This is a genomic window from Actinomycetospora sp. TBRC 11914, from assembly GCF_012933465.1.
Classification (GTDB): Bacteria; Actinomycetota; Actinomycetes; order Mycobacteriales; family Pseudonocardiaceae; genus Actinomycetospora.
The window spans coordinates 71,337-97,130 of the sequence record NZ_JABBND010000008.1 but is presented as its reverse complement, the minus strand read 5'-3'; the positions used below and the strand labels follow the sequence as shown (position 1 = coordinate 97,130).

Below are 25,794 nucleotides of genomic sequence, written 5' to 3'. Positions count from 1 at the left end.
ACGCTAGGTGTCCGGGGACCGACGACCACCCGAATCTGAGAACCCCGGTGATCACCGCACGGTCAGCGGGCGATCACGCGCGGTGGTTCGCGCGGGGTTGGGCCGTTCGGACGCCGCCGTCGCTCCGGCTGCGCCCCCCGGCGTTCACGTCAGGGGAGCGTGGTCTGCTCGCCGGCAGCGACCCGGTCCTCGCGGCGAGTGTCCAGCGCACCATCGGCAAGACCATCTTCTGGATCTTCGCGATCGTCTTCATCCTCGGCGGACTGGTCGGCCTGCTCATCGGCTTCTTCGTCGGACGTACCGTCGGGCGCAAGCAGGGTCCCGCCGGGCACGAGGCCGGCACCGGCACCGATGCCGGTCAGCTGACCGGCTAGATCCCAGGCGGTACGTCGTCGCCGCGTGCCGGGTAGCCGGGGCGTTCGGGACCACGAGAACAACGGAGGACGCGGTGGCGCTGACGGTGGCGGTGCTCGGGACCGGGCTCATGGGCTCGGGGATGGCGCGCAGCCTGCTGCGCGACGGGCACGACGTCCGGGTGTGGAACCGCACCCGGGACAAGGCCGAGCCCCTGGCCGACGACGGCGCGACGGTGGTCGACTCGGCCGCGGCCGCGGTCGAGGACGCCGACGCGGTGCTGACGATGCTGTTCGACACCGACGCCGTGGCCTCGACGATGGCCGACGCGCTGCCGTCGTTCGGGGAGCGGACGGTGTGGGTGCAGACCTCGACGGTCGGGATCGACGGCACCGACCGCCTGGCCGCACAGGCGCGTGACGCCGGCGTCGCCTTCCTGGACACGCCCGTCGTCGGGACCAAGGACCCGGCCGAGCAGGGCGCGCTCGTCGTGCTGCCCTCCGGCGACCGTGACCTGGAGGAGCGGGTCCGGCCGGTGTTCGACGCGATCGGGTCGAGGACGATCTGGGCCGGCGACGAGGTCGGCGCGGGCAGCCAGCTCAAGCTGGTGGTGAACGCGTGGCTCGCGACGGTGGTCGGCGGCGTGGCCCAGTCGGTCGCGCTGGCCGGGGACCTCGGGCTCGACCCGCGGCTCTTCCTCGACACCATCTCGGGGCAGGCCCTCGACAGCGCCTACGCGCAGCTCAAGGGCGGCGCGATGGTGTCGGGCGACTTCGAGCCCTCGTTCGCCCTCGACGGCGTCCTCAAGGACACCCAGCTGATCCTCGACGCCGCGCACTCCGCGGGCACCCACACCGGGCTGCTGGCGATGCTCGCGGACCGGCTCGCCGCCGCGGACCGGGCGGGCCTGGGGTCGCAGGACACGGCCGCCGTCGTGAGCGCCTACCGCGCCGGCGGCTGAGCCGGCACCGCGGCCACCTTCGCCGGGTTCAGCACCGACGACAGCAGCACCAGCTCGCCGGTGTCCGCGTCGAACTCCGGCGTCATCACGACGATCACCTGCTCGCCCGCGCGCACCACCACGCCGACGCCGGCGTTGACCTCCTCGACCGCGATGGTCACCCCGGCGGCCTGCCGCGCCTGGCCCGCCACGAACCGCGCCACCTTCGCGCGGCCCTCGACGGGCCGGCGTGCGGCGGTGACCACCCCGCCGCCGTCGGAGAGCGCGACCGCGTCGGCGGCCAGCAGCCGCTCGAGGGCGTCGAGGTCGTCGCCGCCGGCCGCGGACAGGAAGCGGGCGGTCAGCGCGGCCGCCCGCTCCGGGTCGGCCTCGAACCGGCGACGGCCCGCGCCGACCCGCTCGCGGGCGCGGTGCAGGTGCTGGCGCACCGTCGGTTCCGGGAGCTCCAGCAGCTCCGCGACCTCGGCGTGGGGATGCCCGAACGCCTCGTGGAGGACGAAGACCGCCCGCTCGGCGGGGGAGAGGGTCTCCAGCAGCCGCAGCATCCCCAGCGACAGCGTCTCCCGCTGGGCCACCGTCTCCGACGGCCCGAGGTCGACGCCCCCGGGCCCGGTCGGCACCGGCTCGGGCAGCCAGGGACCGACGTAGTCGGTGCGCCCCTCGCGCAGCGCCGCGAGCCGCGTGCGGCACAGGTTGACGACCACGCGGGTCAGCCACGCCTCCGGGTCGTGCACCTCCTCCTCGTGCACCGACCAGCGCAGCCAGGCGTCCTGCACGACGTCCTGGGCCTCGTGCAGCGCGCCGAGCATGCGGTAGGCGAGCCCGGTGAGCCGGGCCCGGTTCGTCTCGAACCGGGCCGTGGCCGCGTCGGTCCCCGGCGGCCGCGTCACGCGCTCGTCGGGATCCGGGGGTGGGTCTGCACCCGCAGCGCGTTCACGCAGATCGCCTCCTTGATCCGGGCCGCGGCGCGCCCCGTCACCACGAGGTCGCGGGGCCGGTCGTCGGAGTGGACCACCTGGACCAGTCCGTCGCGGCGTCCCAGGCTGACGCACCGGATCGCGTAGCGGAAGCGCCACGGCCGCGGCTCCCGCCCTGCGAGCAGCGCGGCGACGGTGCGCGCGGCGTGCTGGGCGGCCGGCAGCGCGGTCGCGCAGGCCATCCGCACGACGTCGCCGCTCGTCGCGACGGGGGCCGCGGCGTCGCCGACGGCGACGACGTCGGGGTGCGACGTCGAGCGCAGCGCGGCGTCGACCGCGATGCGGCCCGCCGTGTCGACGGCGAGCCCCGCCCGACCCGCGAGGTCGCCGACGACGAAGCCCGTGGTCCAGACGACGGCGTTCGCGGGCTCCACGGTGCCGTCGGCGAGGACGAGGCCGCCGTCGCGCACGGCACCCACTGGGGCGTGCTCGACGATGCGCAGCCCCAGCCGGGCCGCGACGCGCCGGACGTGGGCGGCGCCGCGCGGGGAGAGGTCGTCGTCGAGGGAACCGGCCGTGAGCATCGTCGTCGTGAGGTCCGGGCGGGTCTCGGCGAGCTCGGTAGCCGTCTCGATCCCGGTCAGCCCGGCGCCGACGACGGCGACGCGGCGTACCCCGTCGTCCGCCAGCCGCGCGGCGAGCCGGGCCGCGCCGTCGGGCGTGGACACGTCGTGGGCGTGCTCGGGGACCACGGCGTGGCTGCCGAGGGCGTACACGAGGACGTCGTGGTCGAGCGGGGCGCCGTCGCGCAGGTGGACCTTGTGCGCGGCGAGGTCGAGGTCGACCACGCGGTCGTCGACGAACGCCACCCCGGTGCCGTCGAGCAGGTCGGTGTAGCGGGGCGCGTCGACCGGCTGCCCGCTCGCGAGCTGGTGGAGCCGGATCCGCTGGACGAAACGGTCGCCGTCGTTCACCAGCGTCACCGCCGCGTCGGTGCGCCGGGCGAGCGCCTGCGCCGCGAGCTGTCCGCCGTAGCCCCCGCCGAGCACCACCACGCGCGCCCGCTCCCGTGTCGCCGTCATGGCCCCGTCCTCTCCTCGCAGGATCTCGTCGCGGGAGAAGACCGGCGTGACGGCACGGTCGTGACAGGTCCGGGCGTGACGTGGGGCACACCGCCGACGGCCGTCCGGCTCTCCGGCGCGAGGGGAACCCTCGTCCCACTAGAGCGGCCGCATCTTCCCCTCGCGGACGGCGTCGCGATCGCTCGCCCGGTCGCGAGGGGACGATCCGGTCGCTCTAGCCGCACGAAGGGTCCCCTCGCGCGGGGGAGGACGGTCTCAGGACGGGCCGACGACGGCGTCGCGGTGCAGGTAGCGGTCGGCGACGATCGTGAGTAGACGGCGGGCCGATTGCGGTGACTCCACGACGCGGGGCGGCACGGCGCCCCGGGTCTGCCGGTAGGCGCGGCCGGCGAGGTCCTCGAGGAGCTCGCCGACCGGCCCCTCGCCCCGAAGGTGGAGCCCGGTCGCTCGCTGCAGGCGTGCGGTGCCGCGGTCGCCGTAGGTGCGCTCGGCGTACTCCGGGTAGACGCCCGCCAGGAAGAGCGCGCCGTCGCCGATCCGCCGCCACACCCCGGGCTGCGACTCCGGCGGCACCTCGGCGAGCAGCTCGGCGAGGCGCGGGAGGTCCAGCTCGTCCCAGCGCCGGCGCTGCCAGCCCCGCTCGCCGCGGCGCCACACCACCCCCGAGGCCAGCCGGGCGTAGGAGGCGAGGAGCTCGGCGAGGAAGAGCCGGTGGGCGGGCTCGGCGGCGAAGGCGGCGATGACCGGCCCGTCGAGGATCGGCAGCCGCGAGCGCGGTGCCGTGCGGTCGACCACCGCCGCCTGCCCGACGAGCGAGCCGCTCGCCCGGTGCACCGCGGCGGCGAAGACGAGGAAGGGCGAGACGTAGCGGAAGCGCTCGCCCTCGTCGTGCGCGGCGGTGAGCACGGCGTCGGCGACGGCGGGCCGGTCCAGGAGGTCGAGCACCAGCTCCGGACGCCGCCGGAGGGCGTCGACCTGGTCCGGATGGTCGTCGGTGAGGGCCAGTAGGTCGCGGTCGGTGAGGTGCTCGCCGTAGCGGCGGGCCACGGCGTCGCGCGACGTGTCCATCGCTCCATGCTGCCCCCACCCGCCGTCGGGGAGCGTGTAGCGGAACCGGTCCTGGACCGTCCGGCGGTTTTCCGCTGGAACTCCCGAGGGAATGTCTGCTCCCGTGAGCGGAGACCACGTGCGTTGGCTGGAGACCCTGTCGTCGGAGGACACCGACGCGGTCGGCGGCAAGAACTCCTCGCTCGGCGAGATGATCCAGAACCTGGACCGGGCGGGGGTGCGGGTACCGGGCGGGTTCGCGACGACCTCGGAGGCCTACCGCGCGTTCCTGTCCGCCAACGGACTGGACGACCGCATCCGCGAACTGCTCGACGGCCTCGACGCGAACGGTGACGAGCTGGCCCGCGTCGGCGCCGCGATCCGCGACGAGTTCGCCAAGGCGGAGTTCCCCGACGACACCGCCGACGCGATCCGCGAGGCCTACGCCGAGCTGTCACGGCGCTACGACACCGACGATGTGGACGTCGCCGTCCGGTCGAGCGCCACCGCCGAGGACCTCCCCGACGCGAGCTTCGCCGGCCAACAGGACACCTACCTCAACATCACCGGCGTCGACGACCTGCTCCGCGCCTGCAAGGACTGCTACGCGTCGGTGTTCACCGACCGCGCGATCAGCTACCGCACCGAGCAGGGCTACGACCACCTCGAGCTGGCGCTCTCGGTCGGCGTGCAGAAGATGGTCCGCTCCGACTCGGGGAGCGCGGGCGTCATGTTCACCCTCGACTCCGACACCGGCTTCCCTGACACGATCGTCATCAACGCCGCGTGGGGCCTCGGCGAGAACGTCGTCGGCGGCGAGGTGACCCCGGACCAGTACACGGTCTACAAGCCGTTCCTGGAGAACGAGTCACTGGTCCCGATCATCGAGAAGACGGTCGGGGCCAAGGAGAAGAAGCTCGTCTACGCCTCGGACCCGGACAGCGCCGAGCCCACCGAGAACGTCGACACCACGGCCGAGGAGCGCGCGGCCGTCGTCCTGGGCGACGACGAGATCCTCCAGCTCGCCCGGTGGGGCGTCACCATCGAGAAGCACTACGACCGGCCGATGGACGTCGAGTGGGCACGCGACGGGCGCAGCGGCGAGCTGTTCGTCGTGCAGGCCCGCCCGGAGACGGTGCAGTCCAACGCCGGGGCCGGGACGCTGCAGACCTACAGCCTCGACGAGACCGGCGAGGTCGTCGTGCAGGGACTCGCGATCGGCCAGGCCGTCGCCGCCGGCCAGGTGCAGCGCATCGGCTCGGCCGACGACATCGACCAGTTCGAGGAGGGCCGCGTCCTCGTCACGGAGATGACCGACCCGGACTGGGTGCCGATCATGCGCAAGGCGGCGGCGATCGTGACCGACCGCGGCGGACGGACCTCGCACGCGGCGATCGTCTCCCGGGAGCTCGGCGTGCCGGCGATCGTCGGGACGCAGGACGCGACGTCCGTCCTCGACGACGGGCGCGAGGTCACCATCTCCTGCGTCGAGGGCGACGAGGGCTACGTCTACGACGGGATCCTCTCCTACTCGGTGGAGGACCTGGACCTGGACAACGTCCCGGAGACCCGGACCCGGGTGATGATGAACATCGGCAACCCGGCCGCGGCGATGCAGTGGTGGCGGCTGCCCGCGCACGGCATCGGGCTGGCCCGCGTCGAGTACCTGGTCAACAACGTGATCCAGGCGCACCCGCTGGCCCTGCTCCACCCGGACCAGGTCTCGGACGACGACCGGGCGCGGATCGAGGAGCTCACCGCCGGCCACGCCTCGAACGAGGAGTACTTCGTCGACCAGATGGCCCGGGGCATCGGGGTGATCGCGGCGTCGCAGTACCCCGAGCCCGTCGTCGTACGGCTCTCGGACTTCAAGACCAACGAGTACGCGGGCCTCATCGGCGGCACGGTGTTCGAGCCGGACGAGGAGAACCCGATGCTCGGCTGGCGCGGGGCGTCGCGGTACTACAGCGACGACTACGCCGAGGCGTTCGCGCTGGAGTGCCGGGCGCTCTCGCGGGTGCGGGTGGACATGGGCTTCACCAACGTGATCGTCATGGTCCCGTTCTGCCGCACCCCGGAGGAGGCCGACCGCGTCCTCGAGGTGATGGCGTCCCACGGGCTCGAGCGGGGGCGCGACGAGCTGCAGGTGTACGTCATGGCCGAGATCCCGTCGAACATCCTGCAGGCCGACGAGTTCTGCGACCGCTTCGACGGCTTCTCGATCGGCTCCAACGACCTGACCCAGCTGACACTCGGGATCGGGCGCGACGACGACCGGCTCACGCACCTGTTCGACGAGCGCAACCCCGCCGTCAAGAAGATGATCTCGATGCTGATCGAGACGGCGCACGCCCGGGACCGCTACGTCGGGATCTGCGGGCAGGGCCCGAGCGACCACCCGGAGCTCGCGGAGTTCCTCGTCGAGCAGGGCATCGACTCGATCTCGCTCAACCCGGACAGCGTGCTCACCGTGATCGAACGGGTGGCCGAGGCGGAGAAGCGGTAGCCGGGTCGAGGGCCCGTCCAAAGCCCGAACCCGTTGCTCCGCTCGACCTCGCCGAGGACCCGCCGATCCTCCGTCTCCGCCGCCGTTCGCGCTGGGCTCACCGGCTGACCGGCCGTCCGGGTTGCGCCAGGTCACCACGGCGACGGACTCTGGGGAGGGGCGACGAGGCAGGAGGCGGTCCATGGGTGGCGTCGAGGTCGGGATCAAGAATCTCTCGAAGTCGTTCGGGAGTTCGAACATCTGGTCCGACGTGACGTTGACGCTGCCGGCGGGTGAGGTCAGCGTGCTGCTGGGCCCGTCGGGGACGGGCAAGTCGGTGCTGTTGAAGTCGATCATCGGGCTGCTCAAGCCGGAGAAGGGGTCGATCTTCATCCACGACACCGACCTGGTGCGGTGTTCGGAGTCGAAGCTCTACGAGATCCGCAAGTTGTTCGGGGTGCTGTTCCAGGACGGCGCGTTGTTCGGGTCGATGAACCTGTTCGACAACATCGCGTTCCCGCTGCGTGAGCACACCCGCAAGGGCGAGTCCGAGATCAAGGACATCGTCATGGAGAAGCTCGACCTGGTCGGGCTCGGCGGCGCGGAGGACAAGCTCCCGGGGGAGATCTCGGGGGGGATGAAGAAGCGGGCCGGGTTGGCGCGGGCGCTGGTGCTGGACCCGGAGATCATCCTGGTCGACGAGCCGGACTCCGGGCTGGACCCGGTGCGCACGGCGTACCTGAACCAGTTGATCGTGGATCTGAACACGCAGCTGGACGCGACGATCCTGATCGTGACCCACCACCTGGGCACGGCGCGGTCGTTGCCGGACAACATCGGGATGCTGTTCCGCCGGAATCTGGTGATGTTCGGGCCCCGCGAGGTGCTGTTGACCTCCGAGGAGCCGGTGGTGCAGCAGTTCCTGCAGGGCCGCCGCGTCGGGCCCATCGGGATGAGTGAGGAGAAGGACACCGCCCAGATGGAGGCCGAGCTCGAGGAGCTCAAGAAGCAGGGCGGCAGCGCGGAGTCCGAGGAGTCGTTCATCGATCCGCAGTTGCTGCCGACCGAGGGGCTCGGGGAGCGCAAGGCGGTGCAGCGGCGCAAGGACCGGGTGATGCAGATCCTGCACACGCTCCCGGAGAAGGCGCAGACCGCGATCCTGGAGTCGCTGACCGAGGAGGACATGGCGCGCTATGGCATCTCCAAGGACCAGGACCGCACCGAGCTGATCGAGGTCACCCGCGACAACCCGCCCGAGGACGCGGACCCGTTCGGCTACCAGGCGATGCAGGAGAGCCAGTCGGAGTCGATGGTCGAGGGCTCTCCCGCCGGCGAGGGCGAGGGCGAGGGCTCCCAGGCCGGCTCCGGGGATCCGAACGCCGACGCCGAGGCCCGCAAGGCCCCGCCGGACCCGCCGGAGTCCGACGAGCCGCTGGTCGGGGTGCCCGTCGACGACTACGCCGGCGGCACCGTGGTCCTGCCCCAGGCCGGGGAGCACACCAAGTCCGAGGACGAGAAGACCGGCGCCTCGGGCAGCACCGACGGGGACCAGACCCAGGACCAGCAGTCGGACGGGGACCGGGACCGGCAGGACGGGGACCGGGACCAGCAGGACGGGGACCGGGACCAGCAGGACGGGGACCGGGACCGGCAGGACGGGCAGGCGCAGCAGTCCCGGGACGACGCCGACCAGCACACCGAGGAGATCCCGACGTCGTCGCAGCGGGAGACCGACGGCGAGGAGCAGGGGAACGGGCAGGGCTCGTCGCACCGCGAGGGCGGCCTGCGGCGGCTGTTCCACCGCGGGTGAGGGCGGGGGCGGCGCGCACATCCTGCACGCCGGGTCCGGATCTTGGAGGTCCGGCCCCGGCGGCGGTGTGATCCACGCCATGGACGAGTGGATCGCCGAGGTCGGGCCGGAGAACGCCGAACTCCTCGCGACGCGCAGCCGCACCGCCGTACTGGCCTCGGAGTACCGCCCCAAGGACCTCGGCGACGGCCGGATCCACTACTCGAAACGGGCCCTCGGCGCCGCCCGCGAGCTCTCCGAGGAGGAGGACGGCGCGATCACCGAGGACGGCGAGGGCCTGCGGGTCTGGGTCGGCGAGGACGCGTTCGACCTCGACGAGGTCTGACGGCCGGTCTCGAGGGGCACGTCAGGCAGGCCGGCAGGGCCGCGCACCTGCGCCCTGTGCCCCTCGAGGGGCACAGGGTGCCGCGTCACCACACGTCGTTCAACGATCCGACACGTAGACTCCCCGCCCGTGACCGCTGACCCCGACCGGGCCGCCCAGGCCGCCCTGGCGGCCCTGTCCTCGACGCGCGTGGCCCAGACGTCGTCGACGGCCGAGCGGGTCGCGGACGCGCTGCGCGAGCAGGTCGTCGAGGGGCGCCTGCTGCCCGGGGTGCGGCTGGGGGAGCCGGCGTTCTGCGAGGCGATGCGGGTCTCGCGGAACACCCTCCGCGAGGCGTTCAGCCAGCTCGTCGCCGAGCGCATCCTGGTGCGGGAGGCCCACCGCGGGGTGTTCGTGGCGACGCCGGGCGTCACCGACGTGCACGACGTCTACCGCAGCCGGCGCATCGTCGAGCCCGCCGCCGTCCGCCACGGTGAGCGCGCCCGCGACGAGGCCGCGATCGCCCGGGTGCGCGACGCCGTCGACGAGGGCCGGAGCGCCGCGGCCGCCGAGGACTGGGCGGGGGTCGCCGACGCCAACCAGCACTTCCACCGCGCCCTGGTCTCCCTCGCCGGCAGCACCCGCCTCGACCAGCAGATGGACCTCCTGCTCGCCGAGATGCGGCTGGCGTTCCACCGGGTGGGCACGCACCGCGACTTCCACGAGCCCTACCTGGAGCGCAACGACGCCGTCGCGGCGCTCGTCGAGCAGGGCGAACTGGAGAAGGCCGCCCTCGAGGTGGCCGACTACCTGGCCGACGCCGAGGCCCGGATCGTCGCCTCGCTCACCGGAGCAGGGCCCTGACGACGCCCGCGTGCTCGCGCAGCGTCTCCGCCGGGTCCTGCCCGGGCTGGCGCCCGAACCCGCAGTACATCGCCACCCCGAAGTCGGCGAGGTAGCGCGACGCCGTCCGGTGCCGCCGCCGCAGCCCGTCCTCGCCGTCGAGCGGGAGCACGATCCCGAGGAACACCCGCGTGTGCGGGGCGTGCAGGCCCGCGAGCGGCGCGAAGAACGCCTCGTCCTCGCTGCGCAGGTAGCGCGGGCCGGCCAGGTGCAGCCAGTCGAGCACCCGCCCGGAGTGGGCGGCCGCGTGGTTGGCCATGTGCACGAGCAGCCCCATGTCGCGGGCCTCGAACATCGGCCACTCCGGGAAGGTGCCGTAGCAGAGGTGGAGCCCGAGCAGGACGTCCTCCGGCACGTGCGGGGCCAGCCGCGACCAGGGTCCGGCGAACCGGTCCCAGGCGCCCTCCACCCCGCCCTCGGTCCAGCCGAGGACCTGCTCGTTGTCGAGCACCTCGTAGGCGAGGTCGAACTGCACCGCCAGGTCCTGCGCCGGGATCGCCGCGAGCACCTCGTCGAGCGAGCGGAGCGTGAGGTCCTCGAGCGCCGGCCCGACGATGTCCCAGTCGCGGGCGTAGTGGTCCTTGAAGGCGCCGGTGAAGACGCTCGACGGGCCCGGGAAGTTCACCTGGAACCGCTGCCCGGGCGGGATGACGCCCTCGTCGCGCAGGCGGCGGAACAGCGCGTACGACTCGAGCATCACCGGCACCCGGGGCCAGCGGTCGAACCGCAGCGTCTCCACACCCGGGCGCACCGTGAGCCGCGCCGTCTCGTACGCGTGCCGTGCGCGGCCGGTCGGCGAGGCGCTCGGGACGAGCACCTCGACGTCGGGATGCGGCTCGAGCAGCTGCGTCCGGTCGAACGCGACCCACGCCCCGAGCGGTCCCGACTCGCCGTCGGGCAGCGACGGGACGAGGTCCCCGACGAGGCCGGCGCCGGCGCGGAACGCCTCCTCCGCCGACGACGTGGGGAGGCTCCCCACCAGCAGCAGCTCGCTGTCCACCCGGGCGGTCACGCCCGTGATCCTGCCGCGCGCCGACGACGACGGCGAGGGGTGAACCGTCGGGACCCGCGATCCGTGTACCCGGGCAGGTACCCCGAGGGAAGGACGTGGCGATGACCCACAGCACGCAGACCGGGGGCACGACCAACCGCGCGTCCCGGTCGGCCGGCGCCGGCCCGGCCACGCTGCGCGCGGTCCAGGTCCTGGCCGTGCTCTCGGTGCTCAACCTGGTCTGCCAGTACGTGACCGCGGGGCAGCTCCTGCCGCGGGGCGGGCACACCGCCCTCGGCCTCCATGCGACCGGCGCGATCGTGATGCACGTCCTCACCGGCCTGCTCACCGTGGCCGCGGCCCTGTACGCCCGCACACACCGCGGACCGTGGTGGCCGGCCGTCGTCGCGGCGGTCGTCTTCGTCCTGAGCTTCGTCCAGGCGTACGCCGGCGACCACGGCATCCTCTCCGTCCACGTGCCGGGGGCGCTCCTGGTCACCGTCGGGATCGTCTGGGTCACGGCCTGGTCGTTCAGCCGCGGCGTGCGACCCTGACCCGGGTGGAGGAAGGCCGGCCCGGCGACGCGGAGCTGATCCGTCTGCTTCACGAGCGGCACGGCGCCGCGCTGTGGGCGGTCGCGCTGCGCACGACCGCCGACCGCGGGCGGGCGCAGGACGCCGTCCAGGAGACGCTGCTGCGGGCCTGGCGGCACCCGGCCGCCCTCGACCCGAGCCGCGGCGACCCGCGGCCGTGGCTGCTGCGCACCCTGCGGAACGTGCTCATCGACGAGTGGCGGTCGCGCTCCGCGCGCCCGGAGCTGCTGTCCGACGATCCCGACGGCGTCGGTGCCGCGTCCGACCGGCGCACGGTCACCGACCACGCGGAGGCCGCCGTCCAGTCCTGGACGGTCGCCGCCGCGCTGGACCGGCTCTCGCCCGAGCACCGGCGCGTGCTGGTGGAGTGCTACTACCGGGGCCGCACGGTCAGCGAGGCCGCGTCGGTGCTGGGCGTCCCGGCCGGCACCGTGAAGTCGCGCGTGCACTACGCGCTGCGCGCGCTGCGCCTCGCGCTCGAGGAGATGGGGGTGGGGTCGTGAGCTGCTCGCATCGCTTCGACGTGGGGGTCTACGTCCTCGGGGCCCTCGACCCGCCCGAGCGCGAGACCTTCGAGGCGCACCTCGACGGGTGCCCGGCGTGCGGGGCGGAGCTGACGTCGGTCGCCGGGCTGCCCGGCCTGCTCGCCCGCGCGGCCACTCCCGCGCCGGGCTCGCCGGACGCCGCTCCCGACACCGGGCCGGAGCCGCCCGACCTGCTCCCGGGAACCGTGCGCCGGGTCCGCCGCCGACGCCGCGTCGCGCTGCTCACCGCCGCGGCCGCCGTCGTGCTCGCGCTGGTGACGGGCGCCGGGGTGGCGACCTGGACGGCGTCGCCGGCGGGCGCTCCGTCCGCCGACCCCGACACGGTCGCGGCGGGACCGGCGCGGGAGATCGCGCTGCCCGCCGTCGCCGGCTCGGAGTCCTCCGGGCTCGCCGGGCTGGCCGCCCGGCCCTGGGGCACCCAGGTGTCGCTGACCTGCCTCTACGAGGGCGAGCCGCACGCCCCGGCGCCGGCCGACGCGCCGCGGACGACCTACGTGCTGGTCGTGCACGCCGTGGACGGCCGGCTCGAGCAGATCGCCAGCTGGAGCCCGCCGCCCGGCCAGGACGTCCGGGTGGCCGCCGCCACCGACCTGCCGCCCGACCGGGTCTCGGGGCTGGAGGTCCGGACGACGGCGGGTGCGGTCGTCATGCGCTCATAGGTGCGCTGCGCGCCCGTGAGCACAAAGTGTCGCTATACCGGCACTTTCTGCTCACGAGGCCGGAGGTTACCTACCGCGCGGACCCGGCCACGGCGAAGGGCACCGAGGCGGCCGGGGCGTCCGCCGCGCGGGCGGCCTCGGAGCCGACGGCGGGGTGCCAGAGGCCCCGCCGGCCGAGCTCCGCCAGCGGTCCCTCGCCCACCCAGTAGGCCTCCTCGAGGTGCGGGTGGCCGGACAGGACGAACTCGGTGATGCCCAGCGCGTGGTACTCGGCGATGCGGTCGGCGACCTCGGCGTGGCTCCCGACGAGCGCGGTACCCGCGCCGCCGCGCACGAGGCCCACCCCGGCCCAGAGGTTGGGGGAGACCTCGAGGTCGGCCGCGGTCGCCGAGCCCCCGGAGTGCAGGGCGCGCATCCGCTGCTGGCCGACCGACTCGCTCCGCGACAGCCCGGCCTGCACCTCGTCGATCATGTTCTGCGGGATGCCGCGCAACAGCTCCTCGGCCTGCGCCCACGCCGCGTCGGCGGTGTCGCGGGTGATCACGTGCAGCCGAATCCCGAAGCGCACCTCGCGGCCCTGGGCGGCGGCCAGACCGCGGATCCACTGGATCTTCTCCGCGACCTGGGCCGGCGGCTCGCCCCATGTGAGGTAGACGTCGACGTGCTTCGCGGCCACGTCCCCCGCGGCGGGGGAGGAGCCGCCGAAGTAGATCGGCGGCACCGGGTCGGGCACGCGCTGGAGCTGGGCGCCCTCGACGTGGACCTGCTCGCCGTCGAGGGTGACCTGCTCGCCCGCCCACAGCCGGCGCACGACGTCGAGGAACTCGCCGGTGCGGGTGTAGCGCTCGTCCTTGTCGAGGAAGTCGCCGTAGGCGCGCTGCTCGGAGGGCTCGCCGCCGGTGACGACGTTGACCAGCAGCCGCCCGCCGGAGTGGCGCTGGAACGTGGCGCCCATCTGCGCGGCGAGGGTCGGGGACACCCCGCCGGGCCGGAACGCGACGAGGAACTTCAGCCGCTCGCTCTCGGCCGCGAGCATCGCCGTCGTCAGCCACGCGTCCTCGCACCAGGCACCGGTCGGGGTGAGCGCGCCCTCGAAGCCGACCGTCTCGGCCGCCCGCGTGATCTGCGCGAGGTAGCCGAGCGACGCCTCCCGCGGCGTCCCCGCGGCCCGGGCCTCCATGCCGTGCCCGCCGCCGACGAGCCCCCGGGAGTCGCCGTAGGTGGGCAGGAACCAGTGCGCGGTCAGCGGCGGGACGGGGCCGCCGCCGGGGCCCGCGGTGTCGGGGGTGGCGGTGATCGTGGGGGTGGCCATCGTGGGTGGGCCCTTCTGACGACGTCGGGTGCTACGGGGACGCGGTCAGGGTCGACAGCCGTGCGAGGTGACGCGCCCCAGGTCGACGTGACGGCGCCGCGTGAGCAGACGGCCGACGTCGACGGGGGTCACGGCCCGATCCTCCGTCCGTGCGGCCCGCTCGACAACCGGGCGGGACCCGCGTCACGGGCCTATCTGGGGGAGACAAGCACGCCGGAGTTCTTTGTCCGTGCCCGCCATCGGCGGGAAACGTGATCCAGGGCACTGTGACCTGGGCAACGCTGCGGCACACGAGGAGGAACTCCATGGCCGACGTCCTCGCCGAGGGCTACAACGTCTTCGACACGAAGAAGTCCCCGTCGGGGACGGTGAAGTACCTGGAATCCCCGGCCGACGTCATCGGCCTGATCCAGTCGGGCAAGCTCGCCGAGCACATCCTGCTCGTCCGCGGCGGGACGACCACCTTCCTCGCGCCCGCCCTCTCGATGGGCGCCATCGGCGTGATCACGATGTCGGGGGCGCCGGAGTCGCACCTCGGCATCCTCTCGCGCGAGTTCCAGACGCCGTGCGTGATGACCGCGCACCTGACGAACAGCGACTCGCGCTACGTCGTGGGCTCCACCGACGAGGCGCACTTCGTCGAGATCGCCCGCGAGCTCGACGGCAAGAAAGTCCGCCTGGACTGCACCGACGACGAGGTCGGGCGGGTCGTCGCCGACTGACGCAGGGCACGGCCGAGCACACGAGCCAGGAGAGGACCGGCAGTCAATGACCACGACCGAGGGCAAGAGGGCCACGTTCCGGCAGCGCTACGAACAGGCCGACGACGGCCTGCGCTTCCAGGACCTGACCTACACCGGGAACTTCGTCGGGATGGACCCCGTCACCGACGGCATCCTCGGCGACAAGATGATGCGCTCCCGCGCCAGGAGCGGGGTGCTGGAGAAGGTCACAAAGGAGGACGTCCTCCGCGACCACTTCACGATCGACGAGCTGAACGACCTCAACAACTACCTCGCCTGGAACATCTGGGACGTGCTCGTCATGCGGGCCACCGAGGGCGTCTCCGGCATGATCCCCCGCCAGGAGTACGAGATCCTGGCCTTCATGCACGAGTTCTACCGGTGGCCCGAGCTCATGGCCATGACGACCGAGGCCGTCGGCGGCGCTCAGGGGATCATGGACATCGGCGCGTCGGCCCGCCGCGAGATCGGCACCAAGGTCAACGCGGTGCACGACTGGTGCATCGGCGCGGTCGGGTTCGGCATGGGCCGCTGCGGCCTGCTCGCCCTCGAGGTGATCAAGCCCGACGAGTACGTCGAGGAGTCCAACGAGATCCTCAAGTTCATGCAGCGGGTGCTGTGGGGCAAGCGCCAGGACGGCTACATCCTCAACTCCCAGGACCGGTACCGCTGCCGGATCCACGACCAGGACTTCCTGGACTCGATCGTGAACCAGGTCGAGCCGCTCGACCCGGACGGACCCGAGCACGGCGCGTTCACCCAGTTCAACGCGGCCGCCGAACTGCTCGCGTTCCTCGACCACTACGACTGCCGGCTCGGCCTGGGTGACACCGGCCCGTACGAGCTGCCCGACGGCAAGCTGCTGATCCTGCGCGACCTCTTCGTCAACGAGGAGGTCTTCCACTGGAGCGACGTCTGCGAGGACGCGAAGCTCCCGCACGTCTACACGCTCGCGCTCGTCCTCGACCCGGACATCATGAACCTGGAGGAGATCCGGGTGAACGACATCTCGACCACGTTCACGCGGCCCAAGAACTACCTGCAGGCCGTCGTCGGCGGCGCGGTGTTCGCGCGGGAGAAGTGGGACACGCCGATGGGCGAGGTCTACAACATCCCGATCTCCGACCTGGGCGACCACCTGGGTCGGGTGCAGCAGGCGACGCTGAAGCTGTACACGAAGACGTCGAAGATGTGCCGCCGCGACCTCATCTGGAACGGTCAGTACGTCTACTACATCGACATGATCCTCCCGCACATGCGCAAGGCCGGGACGTACGAGAAGGCGTGCCGCGACTACGACCTGTGGGAGATCGACCAGCGCGTCGCGAACTACTACTACGACATCACCAAACGGGGATTCGCCCAGGAGACGGTGCCGTCGAAGATCTTCTCCGGTGCCGGTTACCTGCCCTTCCCGGACGGCATCAGCCCGACCCGGTCGAAGTACCGCTGGCTCTGAGCCGCCACCGCCGGTGACGGCGGCCGGTCCCCGGCCGGGTGCGGCCCCGCGTGGGCGCCGCACCCGGCCGTCGACTTCCCAGGAGGAGCTCCATGACGACGACCCTGGCCAAGCCCGACTACGACGTCCTCAACGTCCTCGCCCTGAAGAAGATGGCCGGCGCTCCGGCGATCGCGGCGGTCGTGGAGCTGTCCCCGGACGACGTCGAGGAGCGCCTCGCGTCCCTGGCGGCGGGCGGCCTCGCGGTGGTGGCCGGCGGCGCCGCCCTGCCGACCGACGAGGCCGAGCCCCGGCTGGCCGCGACCGCCGCCGAGATCTACGCGGGGGTCCGGGGCGACGACGACGTCCTCGCGCTCGTCGAGCAGTTCGAGAAGACCAACGCCGCGCTGCTCACGACGATGTCCTCCTGGCAGCAGGTCGACGTGGGCGGGCGCAAGGTCGCGAACGACCACACCGACGCCGCCTACGACGGGAAGGTCATCAGCCGGCTGGAGCGCCTGGTCGGGCGGCTCGACGGGCTGATCGCGGCGCTCGCCCGCCACGACGCGCGCTTCGCCACCTACGCGACGCGCTTCGCGACCGCCCTGGCCGGCATCGACGACGGCGACCACGACCTCGTGTCGTCCCCGACCCGCGACTCGATCCACACCGTCTGGTTCGAGTTCCACGAGGACCTGCTGCGCACGCTCGGCCGGGAGCGGGCCGAGTGAGCGCACCCGGCTGGACCAGGGCGTTCACCGACGACGGCGAGGTCGACGTCGAGCTCCTCGGCGGCAAGGGCGCCGGGCTCGTGCGCATGACCCGCGACGGGCTCCGCGTCCCGCCGGGCTGCGTGGTCGTCACGACCGCCTGCCACCTCTACCTCGACCGCGGGGCGCTGCCCGACGGGCTGGTCGACGAGCTCCGCGACCGGCTGTCGGCGATGGAGGCCGCGACCGGCAGGACCTTCGGGACCGGCCCGGAGCCACTGCTCGTCTCCGTGCGCTCGGGGGCACCGGTCTCGATGCCCGGGATGATGGACACCGTCCTCAACCTGGGGCTCTCCCGCGAGGCGGCGATCGCGATCGCGGAGCGCGCGGGAGACACCGCGTTCATGGCCGACCTCGTGGCCCGCTTCCACGCGATGTACTCCGAGATCGTGCTCGGCGCGCTGGACGAGCGCGACGCGGTCGACGCCGTCGTCGCGCGGATCCGTCCCGACGACGACCCCGCCGACGCCTACGAGCGCGTCTGGGCCGCCGCCGAGGCGGCGCTCGACGAGGAGCTCGCCGAGAGCGTCCCGGCGGTGCCCGACGAGCAGCTCCGCCACGCGGTCGAGGCGGTGTTCCGCTCGTGGAACACCCGCCGCGCCCGCACCTACCGCGAGCACCACGGCATCCCGCACGACATGGGCACGGCCGTCGTCGTACAGGCGATGGTGTTCGGCAACCTGGACGACTCGTCGGGCTCCGGGGTCGTGTTCACCCGCAACCCGGTGACCGGCGAGCCCGGCCTCTACGGCGAGTACCTCGCGCACAGCCAGGGGGAGGACGTCGTCGCCGGGACGCGGACCCCGGACCCGGTGGCGCGGGCGCTGCCGGCCCCGCTGCTGCGCGAGCTCGAGGGGGCGTGCGCCGGGCTCGAGGCCCGGCACGGCGACGTGCTCGACGTCGAGTTCACCGTCGAGCGCGGCGTCGTCTGGTTCCTGCAGGTCCGCAGCGCGAAGCGCACCCCCGAGGCCGCGGTGCGGATCGCCGCCGACCTGCTCCGCGACGGCACCGCCTCGCCGTCGCGCGCGCTGTCCCTGGTGACGGCCGAGCAGCTCCGGGCGGCGGCGCGGCCGGGCTTCGACGGCGACGCGCTCGACGAGGCGCGCGCGGCGGGGCGGGTGGTCGTGACCGGCATCGGGGCGTGCCCGGGACAGGTGAGCGGGGAGCTCGTCCTCGACCCCGACCGCGCCAAGGACCGGGCCGACGCGGGCGCCGACGTCGTCCTCGCCCGCGCGGTGACCAGCCCGGCCGACCTGCACGGCATGATCGCCGCCCGCGGCATCGTCACCGCCACCGGCGGCTCGACGAGCCACGCCGCCGTCGTCGCGCGCGCCCTCGGGACGGCGTGCGTCGTCGGCGCGGGTGAGCTGGAGATCGACGCGGCGGCGCGGACGGTCCGGGTGGGGGAGCGGGTGCTCGCCGAGGGCGACCCGGTCTCGCTCGACGGCGCCTCGGGCGAGCTGGTGGCCGGGGCGCTCCCGACGACGACGCCGGCCGCGGCCACCGAGGCGATGGACGCGCTGCTGACGGCGGCGACGCAGGCCTCCGGCGCGGCGGTGCTCGCCCGCGTCACGGTGCCCGCGGACGTGGTGGCGGCACGGGAGGCGGGCGCCACCGGGATCGTCACCGCCGTCGACGACGTGCTGGCCGCGTCCGGCGACCTCAACCACCTCGTCGAGACCCTGCTGGAGAAGGGGTGGGACGGCGGCGGGTCGGGGACCGCGCTCGACGAGGTCCGGCAGGCCGTCGCGCGGCAGGTCTCCGGGCTGCTCGCGGAGGCGGGCGGCGCCGACGTCGACGTGCGCGCCATCGACCTGCTCGCCGACGAGTCCCGGGAGCTGCTCCAGCAGACGGCGGTGACCACGCGGCACCCGGAGCTCGCCCTGCCGCTCGGGGTGCCGGCGCTCGTCGCCGCCCAGCGGGCGGGTCTCGCCCTCGCCGCCGCCGAGTCCGGCTACGGCGGGCGGATGCGGCTCGCGGTGCGCCACGTCTCCGACCCCGCCGAGGTGCGTGCCCTGGCGGAGGCCGACGGCGCGGGGCCCGGGATGGGCACCTACCTCACCAGCCCGCGGGCCGTGCTGAACGCCGACGCCCTGGCCGCGCACAGCGCCGTCGTGTGGCTGGAGGTCCGGGCGCTGCAGGCGGCGATGTTCGGCATTCCGGCGCGGCAGTTCCTCACCGCGGCGCCGCTGGACTCCTACGTGGCGCGCGGGCTGCTCTCGACCGACCCGCGACACGCGATCGACCCGTCGGTCGAGCCGCTGCTGGCCGGGCTGGCCGAGGTGGCGCGGGCGCACCCGGACGTCCCGGTGGGGGTGCGGCTCTCGGGGACGGTCTCCGACGCGGTCGCAGCGCAGCTGTACGCACTCGGGTTCCGCCGGTTCGCGGTGGACCTGCCGGAGGTGCGCCCGCTCCTGCTCGGCCTGGGACGCGCGGCGCTGGCGCAGTGACGCTGACCTACCGGGTCAGCCGGCCGGCTCGGTGAGCAGAGCCGGGAAGCGGTCGAGGAGGTCGTCGTCGAGCCCACGGGCGCGCGCCCAGCCCCGAGCACCGCCGTAGCGCTCGTCGAGGGCGTCGAGCAGGCCGCGGACCGTCTCCTCGTGCGCCTGGTAGAGCTCCGGGGCGACCGAGGCCATGTGCGCGGCGTAGCGCGGCCACGTGTGGAACCGCTCGACCACCGCGGCCATGTTGGGCCCGCTGGCCAGGTAGTCGGCGACGATCGCCTCGCGGTCGACCCCGGCGAGCGCGAGCAGCAGGCTCACGACGAGGCCGGTGCGGTCCTTGCCCGCGGCGCAGTGGACGACGGTCGGGCGGCCGGCGAACGCGGCCGCCGCCCGCACGACCGACCCGAGCACCGAGGTCGGCGCCTCGAGGTGCCCCAGCGAGAACAGCAGCGCCTGACGGTCCGGTGGCTCGTCGTTCGGCTCGGCCCCGCGCAGCGGCGCGTTGAGGTAGGTGACGTCGTGGGCGACGAGGGGGCCGCGGCCCTCCTCGATCGCCTCGGGCCCGACGCGCAGGTCGATCACCACCTCGAGGCCGAGCTCCTCGACCAGCAGCGCGACGTCGGCGTCGGAGAGCGCCTGGAGGGTGTCGCTGCGGAAGAGCACCCCGGACCGGGTGCGGCGGCCGGGACCGGCCGGCAGGCCCCCGAGGTCGCGGAAGTTCAGCGTGCCGGCGGGGGAGACCGGCTCAGCCCGCACGGAGGATCCGGCGCATCGCGTCGCGGAGCTCGTCGTGGTGCGCGGGGCGGTGCCCGTTCGCGGGCCGGTGGCCGTTCGAGGGCCGCGGCGGGTCGACCACGACGGCGTCGTCGGGGCGCAGTGCGGCGGCGGCCTCGCGGCGTCGGCGTCGCCGCCGGTCGCCGGGGGCCTCCGACTCGGCCGACGGTGTGGCTTTTCGGACACTGAACGTCTGCGATGCGACACCGCTGACACTGCACCCGCACCCACAGCCGCCCGCCGCCGGCGCCGCCCCCGGGATCGCGCACGCCCCGGTCGGCTCACGGGCCGCCTCGTCGCCGAGCAGGTGGGAGAGCACCTCCTGGGGCCAGAGCGCCACGAACTCGGCGCCGGCCGCCGTGAGCTCCGCCGCCTCGTGCATCCCCCAGGCCACCCCGACGACGCGCACCCCCACCTCGCGGGCGTCCCGCACGTCGCCCGCGGTGTCGGTGACGAGCACCGTCGTCGCCGGGTCCGGCCGGGGCGCCTCGCCGCCCTCGTCGTAGTCGGCCGAGCAGCGCCGGCCGTACCCGCTGCCGGGCTCGGCGAGGAAGGTCCGCAGCGCGGTGCGCTTGTCCGGGGCGACGTCACCGCCGAAGACGTGCGCGAAGCAGTAGGCCAGGCCGTGGTCGACGAGGACCCGCCGCAGCACCTCCATCGCGTTGGACGACATCACCGCGAGCGTGCACTCCGACGCCAGCCGCCGGACCACCGCCTGCATCCCCGGGACCAGCGGCGGCGAGTAGTGCGAGCGCAGCGCCGCGAGGAAGTCCCCGGTCGCGGCCCGGGCCTGCTCCTCCGTGGCGCACAGCCCGCGGATCGAGGTGAAGACGTTGCCCCGGAACAGGTCGAAGTACTGGCCGGGGGTCTCCACCCCGAGCCCGTGCCGCCGGCTGATCGGCTCGAAGACCTCCCAGGACGCGACGCGGGTCTGTACCAGCGTCCCGTCGAGGTCGAAGACGACGGCCCGCACCGAGGTCATCGGCTGTGGACCTCGCCGAGCTCGCCGAGCCCGATGAAGTCCATGCACTCGCCGTACCCGACGCGGCCCTCGGCCTGCGGGGACGTCCAGCGCAGCAGCACGTCGTGCCCGACGACGCCGGGCTGCGACTGCCACGGGAAGGTCGTCAGCCCCTCCCCGCTCACCGCCACCGTCCGCGAACCCGCCGTCACCTCGATGTCGATCCGCTCCGGGTAGAGCCCGCGCCGCTGCGTCACCCCGTGGCCGGCCGAGAGCCCGTGGACCGAGCCGTCCTCCACCAGGTAGCCGTGCGTGAGCCGCAGCGGGGACTCGCCGTCGGGACCTCCTCTGGTGTCGAAGTCGAACAGGCCGTGCACGACGAGGTCCTCGCCGAAGTGGGCGTGCATCCACGACAGCCGCGAGGTCTGCCGCTCGGCGCGCACCCCCCAGCTGTGGTCCATCGTCGCGACGCAGTCGATCGGCAGCGTGCGCCCGCGGACCGACACCTCGCCCTCGTAGTGCCCGGACTGGTCGAAGTGCCCGGCGTAGGCGTGGCCCCAGGTCTTGGCCATGTCCCGGTCCGCGGCGAGCGGGTCCTGGTCGGGGTCGTTGATGTCGTACGCGGGCATGATCGCCGTGTACCGGAAGCGGATCCCGACGTCGGCCGCCGGGTCCGAGTAGTCGACGTCCCAGACCTGGTTCGGCTTGGTGCACACCACCTTGAGCCCGTTGCCCAGCTCGTAGTCGAGCAGGCTCTCCGGCGCCGGCAGGTTCTGGGCGTCCCAGTACTCGGCGGCCCAGGGCTCGCGCACCCGCCGCGAGTTGATCGACACCGTGGTCCCGACCATCCCGATCGTCTTCCGGTGCAGCGCGTACAGGCCGATGTTGACGGGCCGGTCGGTGTCCTGACCCGCGTACAGCCCGAAGTAGTTCGTCTCGGCCCACAGGGGGTCGTCGCTGGTCGGCGGGTGGAACTGCGCGTCCTCGTCGCGGATCACACCGCAGAGGGTCCGCGCGCCGACCCGGGCGAGCCAGTGCACGTGTGGACAGCGGGACCGGGTGACGTTGTCCGTCCGGGATAGCGCCCGACCGCTCGCCCCGGCCCTACCGTCCGCTGCGACGACGAGACCTGGGTCACAGGGAGGCGCGGCGATGCAGCTGGGGCGGGTGCTGGGCCAGGTCGTGGCGACCGTCCGCTCGCCCGGCTTCGAGAACGTGTCGCTGCTGCTCGTGCAGGACGCCACTGCCGAGTCCGACCCCGAGCCGGAGACCTTCGTCGCGGTCGACCTCGTCGGGGCCGGCAACGGCGACGTCGTGCTCATGACCACCGGGAGCGCGGCGCGCGTGGCCGCCGGGGACCGGACACCGACCGACCGGGCCGTCGTCGCGATCGCCGACTCGGTCATCCGCCACGGGACCGTCACCTACCGCACGGCGTGAGGGCCGGGCGAGGACCACTGGAGGACTGTCATGACCACCACGGCGACGGCGACGACCGGAGCGTCGACCAACGGCGCGGTCCCGATGCGCGGGGCGCTCGGGCTCATCGAGACGAAGGGCCTCGTCGGGGCCATCGAGGCCGCCGACGCGATGGTCAAGGCCGCCAACGTCCAGGTGCTCGGCCACCGCGAGATCGGCGGCGGGCTGGTGACCGTGATGGTCCGCGGCGACGTCGGCGCGGTGAAGGCCGCGACGGACGCCGGGGCGGTCGCCGCGGGCAAGGCCGGCGAGGTCGTGTCCGTCCACGTCATCCCGCGCCCGCACGACGAGACCGAGGGCATCCTCGCCATCCTCGCCCGCCCGAAGGCGTAGGCGATGACCGCGACCCTCACCGACGGGACGGGGGGCGGGCTCGACGCGGACCTCGCCGGACTGGCCGACGTCCGGGCCAAGGCCCGGGCCGCCCGGGAGGCCGTCCGGGCGCTCGAGGGCGTCGACCAGGAGACCCTGGACGGCTGGGTGCGGGCGATGGCGCGCGCGGGGACGACGGCCGCCGAGGAGCTCGCGCGGCTCGCCGTCGACGAGACCGGCTACGGCGTCTACGAGCACAAGATCCACAAGAACCGGTACAACACCGGGTTCGTCGCCCGGTGGATGCTCGAGCGCCGCGCGGTCGGCGTGCTCTGGACCGACGAGGCCTCGCGCGTGACCGCCATCGGCAGCCCGATGGGCGTCATCGCGGCGATCATCCCGGTCACCAACCCGACCTCGACGGCGCTGTTCAAGAGCCTCGCCGCGGTGAAGTCCGGCAACGCCGTCGTCCACGCGCCGCACCCCCGGGCCGCCCGCTGCACCCTGCGGGCCGCACAGGTCATGGCCGAGGCGGCCGTCGACGCCGGCGCGCCCGCGGGGGTCGTGTCGTGCCTGGAGAGCCCGACGCTGGCCGCGACCGCCGAGCTGATGCGCCGCGACGAGGTCGCGCTGGTCCTCGCGACCGGCGGCCCGGGGATGGTGCGCGCGGCCTACTCCAGCGGGAAGCCGACGATCGCGGTCGGCGCGGGCAACGTGCCCGCCTACGTCGGCCCGAGCGTCCCCGACGCGGCCGAGGCCGCCGAGATGATCATCACCTCGAAGTCGTTCGACAACGGCACGGCCTGTGTCGCCGAGCAGTCCGTGGTGGTCGTCGACGCCGTCGCCGACGAGTTCCTGCGCGCGTTCGCCGACCGCGGCGCGCACTGGATGGACGCCGCGCAGCAGGCGGCCCTGACCGGTGTGCTCTTCGACGACCGCGGTGGGCTGCGGCCGGCCGCCGTCGGGCAGAGCGCCCGCCGGCTCGCCGAGCTCGCCGGGTTCCGGGTGCCCGACGACACGCGGGTGCTCGCCTGCGAGCTCGTCACCGTCGGCGCCGACGTCCCGCTGTCGCGGGAGATCCTCGGCCCGGTCCTCTCGGTGTACCGGGCCCGCGACCCGCGCGCCGGGCTCGCGCGCTGCCGGGAGATCCTCGCGCTCGGCGGCGAGGGGCACACCACGGCGGTCCACGCGACCGACCCCGGCGAGATCGCGCTGTTCGCCTCGCTGCCCGCCGGACGCATCGTCGTCAACACCCCGGCGCTCTTCGGCGGCATGGGCTACTCCACGGACGTCGACCCGTCCTTCCAGCTCGGCACCGGGACGTGGAGCGGCTCGATCTGCTCGGACAACGTCACCCCCCTGCACCTGATCAACATCAAACGAGTCGCCCACGAGGTCCGGCCATGGCGCAGCGTCTACGACAGCGTCGAGGTCTAGTGGCCGGCGGCGGGTGGGACGCCGCGCACGCCCTGCTCGCCGCGGCGGCCGCCCGGCGGGACGACCCGGTCACGACGCCCCCGGCGCGGCCCCGCGTCGGCGTCGACCTCGGGACGGCGAGCTGCGTGCTCGTCGTCCTCGACCGCGACGACGACGGCGAGGACCGGCCGGTGTGGGTCGCGTCGGCGGGCTCGGGCGCGCTGCACGACGGCGTCGTCGTCGACTTCGCCCGCGCGGTCGCGACGGTGCGCGGGCTGCGGGAGCGGGCGCAGGAGGCGCTCGGGGTGGAGCTGCCGCGGGCGGCGACCGCCTACCCGCCGTGCATCCCGGTCGCCGATGCCCGGGCCTGCACCTACGTCTGCGAGGCGGCCGGGTTCGACGAGGTGGCGCTGGTCGACGAGGTCAGCGCGGCGCAGCGGACGCTCGGCGTCACCGACGGTGTGCTCGTCGACGTCGGCGGCGGGTCCACCGGCGTCGGGGTCTTCCGCGGCGGTGAGCTGGTGCGCCTCGACGACCGCCCCGGCGGCGGGCACCACCTCGACCTCGTCCTGGCCGGGGCGCTCGGGATCGGGCTCGAGGACGCCGAGCGGGTCAAGCGGGAGCGGCCCGCCGAGGCCCTCCCGATCCTCACCCCTGGCCTGCACCGCATCGCCGAGTCGGTCCGGGCCATGCTCGAGCCGCTGGAGGAGCCGGCCGATGCCACCGACCTGCCCCTCCACCTCGCCGGCGGCGCGCTGATGCTGCCGCTCGCGGGGGACGTCCTGGCCACGTACCTGCATAGGACCGTCGTGACCCACCCGCACGCCCTGCTCATCACCCCGCTCGGGATCGCGAGGTCCGCCCCGTGAGCACACCCAGCCTGCGCACGTACGCCTTCGTCGACCGGATGCAGCCGCAGTGCGCGGCGCACATCGCCGCGACGAGCCCCGGCGACGTCCCGATCGCCGGGATGGCCGAGCTCTACATCGAGATGGCGCCGGGCAACGAGGTCTTCCGCGCCGCCGACATCGCGCTCAAGGCCGCCGGGGTCCGGCCGGCGCTGCAGATCATCGAGCGCGAGTTCGGGCTGCTCGAGATCCACTCCGAGCAGCAGGCCGAGGTGCTCGCGTCCGGGCAGGCCGTGCTCGACGAGTTCGGCCTCGTCGAGACCGACCGGATCCGCCCGGCGATCGCCTCGACGCAGTTCATCACCAACGTGCACCCCTACCAGGCGCAGCTGCTCAACAAGTGGCGCAAGGGCAGCATGCTCATGCCCGGTCAGAGCCTGTTCATCATGGAGGTCGCCCCCGCGGCCTACATCTCGATCGCGGCCAACGAGGCCGAGAAGGCCGCGTCCATCACGGTCATCGAGCTCCGCGCGGTCGGGCGCTTCGGCCGGATGTTCCTCTCCGGCACCGAGAGCGAGGTCCAGTCCGCGCGCGACGCGGCGGTCGGCGCGCTCCAGGAGCTGAAGGGGCAGGACGCGTGAGCCCG

The 25,794-nt window shown here is 73.9% G+C and carries 25 protein-coding genes and 1 pseudogene; 18 read left to right on the top strand and 8 right to left on the bottom strand.

The window, feature by feature from the left end; genetic code table 11:
• Window positions 1-47: 47 nt before the first annotated feature.
• On the top strand, window positions 48-374 hold the full coding sequence (locus tag HH311_RS14540; protein WP_169184382.1) for a hypothetical protein: 327 nt from the start codon (window positions 48-50) through the stop codon (window positions 372-374).
• A gap of 74 nt (window positions 375-448) precedes the next feature.
• Window positions 449-1,315: an NAD(P)-dependent oxidoreductase gene (locus tag HH311_RS14535; RefSeq protein ID WP_169184381.1), complete on the top strand. Its 867-nt coding sequence runs from the start codon at window positions 449-451 to the stop codon at window positions 1,313-1,315.
• Here HH311_RS14535 and HH311_RS14530 read toward each other — a convergent pair.
• From HH311_RS14530 to HH311_RS14520, 3 genes are all read right to left on the bottom strand, one after another.
• Window positions 1,297-2,205, bottom strand: coding sequence for a sigma-70 family RNA polymerase sigma factor (locus HH311_RS14530; protein WP_169184380.1), 909 nt, complete (start codon window positions 2,203-2,205; stop codon window positions 1,297-1,299). The two genes, HH311_RS14535 and HH311_RS14530, sit on opposite strands and share 19 nt — an antisense overlap.
• On the bottom strand, window positions 2,202-3,314 hold the full coding sequence (locus HH311_RS14525) for an NAD(P)/FAD-dependent oxidoreductase (RefSeq protein WP_169184379.1): 1,113 nt from the start codon (window positions 3,312-3,314) through the stop codon (window positions 2,202-2,204). Before HH311_RS14525 ends, HH311_RS14530 begins: the two co-directional genes overlap by 4 nt.
• 255 nt (window positions 3,315-3,569) lie before the next feature.
• A complete protein-coding gene (locus tag HH311_RS14520) occupies window positions 3,570-4,382 on the bottom strand; it encodes a hypothetical protein (protein ID WP_169184378.1) in 813 nt (270 codons plus the stop codon).
• 118 nt (window positions 4,383-4,500) lie between these two features.
• Between HH311_RS14520 and ppsA the strand changes: the two genes are divergently transcribed.
• From ppsA to HH311_RS14500, 4 genes and pseudogenes are all read left to right on the top strand, one after another.
• Window positions 4,501-6,867, top strand: coding sequence for a pyruvate, water dikinase (gene ppsA, locus HH311_RS14515; RefSeq protein WP_312030155.1), 2,367 nt, complete (start codon window positions 4,501-4,503; stop codon window positions 6,865-6,867).
• Window positions 6,868-7,048: 181 nt separating this feature from the next.
• Window positions 7,049-8,047, top strand: a pseudogene (locus HH311_RS14510) (ABC transporter ATP-binding protein); the annotation flags it as partial.
• A gap of 688 nt (window positions 8,048-8,735) precedes the next feature.
• Complete coding sequence (locus tag HH311_RS14505) at window positions 8,736-8,981, top strand: hypothetical protein (RefSeq protein ID WP_169184376.1); 246 nt, start codon at window positions 8,736-8,738, stop codon at window positions 8,979-8,981.
• 129 nt (window positions 8,982-9,110) lie between these two features.
• The gene (locus tag HH311_RS14500; RefSeq protein WP_312030154.1) at window positions 9,111-9,824 is read left to right on the top strand and encodes a GntR family transcriptional regulator; all 714 of its coding nucleotides are present in this window, start codon (window positions 9,111-9,113) and stop codon (window positions 9,822-9,824) included.
• Here the strand turns inward: HH311_RS14500 and HH311_RS14495 are convergent.
• The gene (locus HH311_RS14495) at window positions 9,805-10,875 is read right to left on the bottom strand and encodes a hypothetical protein (protein WP_169184375.1); all 1,071 of its coding nucleotides are present in this window, start codon (window positions 10,873-10,875) and stop codon (window positions 9,805-9,807) included. The two genes, HH311_RS14500 and HH311_RS14495, sit on opposite strands and share 20 nt — an antisense overlap.
• Before the next feature lie 101 nt (window positions 10,876-10,976).
• Here HH311_RS14495 and HH311_RS14490 point away from each other — a divergent pair, with 101 nt between their 5' ends.
• From HH311_RS14490 to HH311_RS14480, 3 genes are read left to right on the top strand one after another with little or no spacing between them, the layout of a single operon-like run.
• On the top strand, window positions 10,977-11,408 hold the full coding sequence (locus HH311_RS14490; RefSeq protein WP_169184374.1) for a hypothetical protein: 432 nt from the start codon (window positions 10,977-10,979) through the stop codon (window positions 11,406-11,408).
• Between the two features lie 5 nt (window positions 11,409-11,413).
• A complete protein-coding gene (locus HH311_RS14485; RefSeq protein WP_312030153.1) occupies window positions 11,414-11,950 on the top strand; it encodes a sigma-70 family RNA polymerase sigma factor in 537 nt (178 codons plus the stop codon).
• Window positions 11,947-12,651 (top strand): anti-sigma factor, encoded by a 705-nt coding sequence (locus HH311_RS14480; protein WP_169184373.1) that lies wholly within the window; start codon window positions 11,947-11,949, stop codon window positions 12,649-12,651. Before HH311_RS14485 ends, HH311_RS14480 begins: the two co-directional genes overlap by 4 nt.
• Before the next feature lie 70 nt (window positions 12,652-12,721).
• Here the strand turns inward: HH311_RS14480 and HH311_RS14475 are convergent, their stop codons facing one another.
• Window positions 12,722-13,963, bottom strand: coding sequence for an LLM class flavin-dependent oxidoreductase (locus HH311_RS14475; protein WP_248292587.1), 1,242 nt, complete (start codon window positions 13,961-13,963; stop codon window positions 12,722-12,724).
• A 305-nt stretch (window positions 13,964-14,268) separates the two neighbouring features.
• On the opposite strand from HH311_RS14475, the gene HH311_RS14470 reads away from it, so the two are divergent.
• From HH311_RS14470 to HH311_RS14455, 4 genes are all read left to right on the top strand, one after another.
• Window positions 14,269-14,685, top strand: a complete 417-nt coding sequence (locus tag HH311_RS14470) for a PEP-utilizing enzyme (RefSeq protein WP_169184372.1) — start codon at window positions 14,269-14,271, stop codon at window positions 14,683-14,685.
• Window positions 14,686-14,731: 46 nt separating this feature from the next.
• Complete coding sequence (locus HH311_RS14465; protein WP_169184371.1) at window positions 14,732-16,165, top strand: hypothetical protein; 1,434 nt, start codon at window positions 14,732-14,734, stop codon at window positions 16,163-16,165.
• A 92-nt stretch (window positions 16,166-16,257) separates the two neighbouring features.
• Entirely contained in the window at window positions 16,258-16,875 is a 618-nt protein-coding gene (locus HH311_RS14460) for a hypothetical protein (RefSeq protein ID WP_169184370.1), read from the top strand.
• Window positions 16,872-19,364 carry a pyruvate, phosphate dikinase gene (locus HH311_RS14455; RefSeq protein WP_169184369.1) on the top strand — a complete coding sequence of 831 codons (2,493 nt, stop codon included), beginning with the start codon at window positions 16,872-16,874 and terminating at the stop codon, window positions 19,362-19,364. The genes HH311_RS14460 and HH311_RS14455 overlap by 4 nt, the downstream gene beginning before the upstream one ends.
• A gap of 15 nt (window positions 19,365-19,379) precedes the next feature.
• On the opposite strand, the gene HH311_RS14450 is transcribed toward HH311_RS14455, so the two are convergent.
• Genes HH311_RS14450 through HH311_RS14440 form a run of 3 tightly spaced genes read right to left on the bottom strand, consistent with a single transcriptional unit; the run spans window position 19,380 to window position 22,091 of the window.
• Complete coding sequence (locus tag HH311_RS14450) at window positions 19,380-20,114, bottom strand: tyrosine-protein phosphatase (RefSeq protein WP_169184368.1); 735 nt, start codon at window positions 20,112-20,114, stop codon at window positions 19,380-19,382.
• Entirely contained in the window at window positions 20,104-21,114 is a 1,011-nt protein-coding gene (locus HH311_RS14445; protein WP_169184367.1) for an HAD family hydrolase, read from the bottom strand. The genes HH311_RS14450 and HH311_RS14445 overlap by 11 nt, the downstream gene beginning before the upstream one ends.
• On the bottom strand, window positions 21,111-22,091 hold the full coding sequence (locus HH311_RS14440; protein WP_169184366.1) for a hypothetical protein: 981 nt from the start codon (window positions 22,089-22,091) through the stop codon (window positions 21,111-21,113). The genes HH311_RS14445 and HH311_RS14440 overlap by 4 nt, the downstream gene beginning before the upstream one ends.
• A gap of 154 nt (window positions 22,092-22,245) precedes the next feature.
• Between HH311_RS14440 and HH311_RS14435 the strand changes: the two genes are divergently transcribed.
• From HH311_RS14435 to HH311_RS14415, 5 genes are all read left to right on the top strand, one after another.
• Window positions 22,246-22,533, top strand: a complete 288-nt coding sequence (locus HH311_RS14435; RefSeq protein WP_169184365.1) for a EutN/CcmL family microcompartment protein — start codon at window positions 22,246-22,248, stop codon at window positions 22,531-22,533.
• 84 nt (window positions 22,534-22,617) lie between these two features.
• Window positions 22,618-22,905, top strand: a complete 288-nt coding sequence (locus HH311_RS14430) for a BMC domain-containing protein (RefSeq protein ID WP_169184506.1) — start codon at window positions 22,618-22,620, stop codon at window positions 22,903-22,905.
• Between the two features lie 3 nt (window positions 22,906-22,908).
• Window positions 22,909-24,321: an aldehyde dehydrogenase family protein gene (locus HH311_RS14425; RefSeq protein ID WP_169184364.1), complete on the top strand. Its 1,413-nt coding sequence runs from the start codon at window positions 22,909-22,911 to the stop codon at window positions 24,319-24,321.
• A complete protein-coding gene (eutJ, locus tag HH311_RS14420) occupies window positions 24,321-25,169 on the top strand; it encodes an ethanolamine utilization protein EutJ (protein ID WP_312030152.1) in 849 nt (282 codons plus the stop codon). The genes HH311_RS14425 and eutJ overlap by 1 nt, the downstream gene beginning before the upstream one ends.
• Window positions 25,166-25,789 (top strand): BMC domain-containing protein, encoded by a 624-nt coding sequence (locus tag HH311_RS14415; protein WP_312030151.1) that lies wholly within the window; start codon window positions 25,166-25,168, stop codon window positions 25,787-25,789. Before eutJ ends, HH311_RS14415 begins: the two co-directional genes overlap by 4 nt.
• Window positions 25,790-25,794: the final 5 nt, after the last annotated feature.

Excerpts from the sequence above, each read along its gene's own strand:
- HH311_RS14525 (WP_169184379.1), bottom strand. The coding sequence starts at position 3,314 with ATGACGGCGACACGGGAGCGGGCGCGCGTGGTGGTGCTCGGCGGGGGC.
- HH311_RS14520 (WP_169184378.1), bottom strand. The coding sequence starts at position 4,382 with ATGGACACGTCGCGCGACGCCGTGGCCCGCCGCTACGGCGAGCACCTC.
- HH311_RS14505 (WP_169184376.1), top strand. The coding sequence starts at position 8,736 with ATGGACGAGTGGATCGCCGAGGTCGGGCCGGAGAACGCCGAACTCCTC.
- HH311_RS14490 (WP_169184374.1), top strand. The coding sequence starts at position 10,977 with ATGACCCACAGCACGCAGACCGGGGGCACGACCAACCGCGCGTCCCGG.
- HH311_RS14475 (WP_248292587.1), bottom strand. The coding sequence starts at position 13,963 with ATGGCCACCCCCACGATCACCGCCACCCCCGACACCGCGGGCCCCGGC.
- HH311_RS14470 (WP_169184372.1), top strand. The coding sequence starts at position 14,269 with ATGGCCGACGTCCTCGCCGAGGGCTACAACGTCTTCGACACGAAGAAG.
- HH311_RS14465 (WP_169184371.1), top strand. The coding sequence starts at position 14,732 with ATGACCACGACCGAGGGCAAGAGGGCCACGTTCCGGCAGCGCTACGAA.
- HH311_RS14460 (WP_169184370.1), top strand. The coding sequence starts at position 16,258 with ATGACGACGACCCTGGCCAAGCCCGACTACGACGTCCTCAACGTCCTC.
- HH311_RS14445 (WP_169184367.1), bottom strand. The coding sequence starts at position 21,114 with ATGACCTCGGTGCGGGCCGTCGTCTTCGACCTCGACGGGACGCTGGTA.
- HH311_RS14435 (WP_169184365.1), top strand. The coding sequence starts at position 22,246 with ATGCAGCTGGGGCGGGTGCTGGGCCAGGTCGTGGCGACCGTCCGCTCG.
- HH311_RS14430 (WP_169184506.1), top strand. The coding sequence starts at position 22,618 with ATGCGCGGGGCGCTCGGGCTCATCGAGACGAAGGGCCTCGTCGGGGCC.
- HH311_RS14425 (WP_169184364.1), top strand. The coding sequence starts at position 22,909 with ATGACCGCGACCCTCACCGACGGGACGGGGGGCGGGCTCGACGCGGAC.